The 1,555-nt window shown below is 72.9% G+C and carries 2 protein-coding genes and 1 pseudogene; all 3 read left to right on the plus strand.

Annotation, left to right across the window (positions count from 1 at the left end):
* Window positions 1-413, plus strand: a 413-nt coding sequence (locus G6031_RS16915) for a vitamin K epoxide reductase family protein (protein WP_277820170.1), incomplete at its 5' end; no start/stop codon positions are given.
* Between the two features lie 105 nt (window positions 414-518).
* A complete protein-coding gene (locus G6031_RS16920) occupies window positions 519-1,283 on the plus strand; it encodes a glycosyltransferase (RefSeq protein ID WP_182653894.1) in 765 nt (254 codons plus the stop codon).
* Window positions 1,280-1,555, plus strand: a pseudogene (locus G6031_RS16925) (acyl-CoA dehydrogenase); the annotation flags it as partial. The gene G6031_RS16920 and the pseudogene G6031_RS16925, both read left to right, overlap by 4 nt.

Below are 1,555 nucleotides of genomic sequence, written 5' to 3' on the forward strand. Positions count from 1 at the left end.
AGCAGGGCTCGGTCTTCGGATTCCCCAATCCCTTCATCGGGCTGGTGGGCTACGCCGTGCTCATCGCGATCGGCGTGGCCGCCGCCTCGGGCGTGCGCTTCCCGCGCTGGTACTGGGTGGGCGCGTCGCTGGGCCTGACGTTCGCCGCGGGGATGGTGCACTGGCTGGCGTACCAGTCCATCTTCTCCATCCAGGTGCTCTGCCCCTGGTGCATGGTCGTGTGGGCCGTGACCATCCCCATGTTCTGGTACACGCTGCTGCACGTGCTGGCCAAGCTCACCGGCGCCGGCTGGGTGCGGGCGCTCCAGCGGTGGCACCTGGTCCCCGTGGTCGTGTGGTTCCTGGCCATGGCCGCGATCATCCTCTGGGCGTTCTGGGACTTCTACTGGGCGGACTTCTTCGGCAACCTCTGACGGGAGCGCCCTCCGGCCGGCAGAGCACTCCGGCCAGCAGAGCCCGTCGGCCGGCCCACGCCATCCCCGCCACCGGCACCGCCCGTGCGACCTGAAGGGAACCCGATGCGCTTCGTGGGAATCGACGTGGTGATCCCGGTCCACGACGAGCAGGAGCTGCTCCCCGGGTGTCTGGACTCGCTCGAGGCGTGCGCCGCGGTCACCCCCGTGCCGGTGACGGTGACCGTGGTCCTCGATTCCTGCACCGACGCCTCCGGGTCCCTCGCTCGCGGCCGGGCCCGGATCGTGCGGTGCGACGCGCGCAACGTCGGCGCCGCGCGGGCCGTCGGGTTCGACTCCCTCCCGCGACCCGCCTCGCCGCAACGGTCCGGGCAGCGCTGGTACGCCACCACCGACGCCGACTCGCGCGTGCCTCCCACCTGGCTGGCCGACCAGCTGACCCGGGCACTCGACGGCGCCGACGTGGTAGCCGGACTGGTCGAGGTGACCGACTGGTCCGAGTGGAACCCGGACACCCGGGTGCGCTACCTCGAGGGCTACCGGGCCGGTTCCGACCACCGGCACATCCACGGCGCCAACATCGGCATCTCGGCCCGTGCGTACCGCGACCTGGGCGGGTTCGAGCCCCTGCCGGTCCACGAGGACGTGCGCCTGGTGCACCGAGCCGAGGAGGCGGGTCTGGTGATCGCCTGGTCCACCGCGACGCCGGTGACCACCTCCGCCCGGCGGCACTCCCGGACCCCCGGTGGGTTCTCCGGCCACCTGGCCCTGACCGAGCTGGACCACGCAGGGCTGGATCACGCCGAGTCGGACCACGCCGAACCGGACCACGCCGAGTTGGACCACACCAGGAGCGGGGTCACCCCATGACATCACCCGATCGCCCCCGCGGAGCCGACCTCGCCCGCGAGTGGGTCCAAGAGGGGCGCGCCGACCTGCCCCTCCCCGGACACGGGGACACCCGCGCCCGCTGGTCCGAGCTCACCGCGATGTGCGCCCACGATGTGTCGGCCGGCCGCCTGGTCGAGGCCCACGCCGACGCCGGCGCCATCCTCGCCGAGATCGAGGGCACCCGAGTCGCTCCCGGTGAGTTCTGGGGCGTGTGGGCCGCCGAGCCGCCGACACCGCGGGTCACCGCGCGG

It is taken from the genome of Dietzia sp. CQ4, from assembly GCF_014145125.1.
GTDB classification, from domain to species: domain Bacteria; phylum Actinomycetota; class Actinomycetes; order Mycobacteriales; family Mycobacteriaceae; genus Dietzia; species Dietzia natronolimnaea.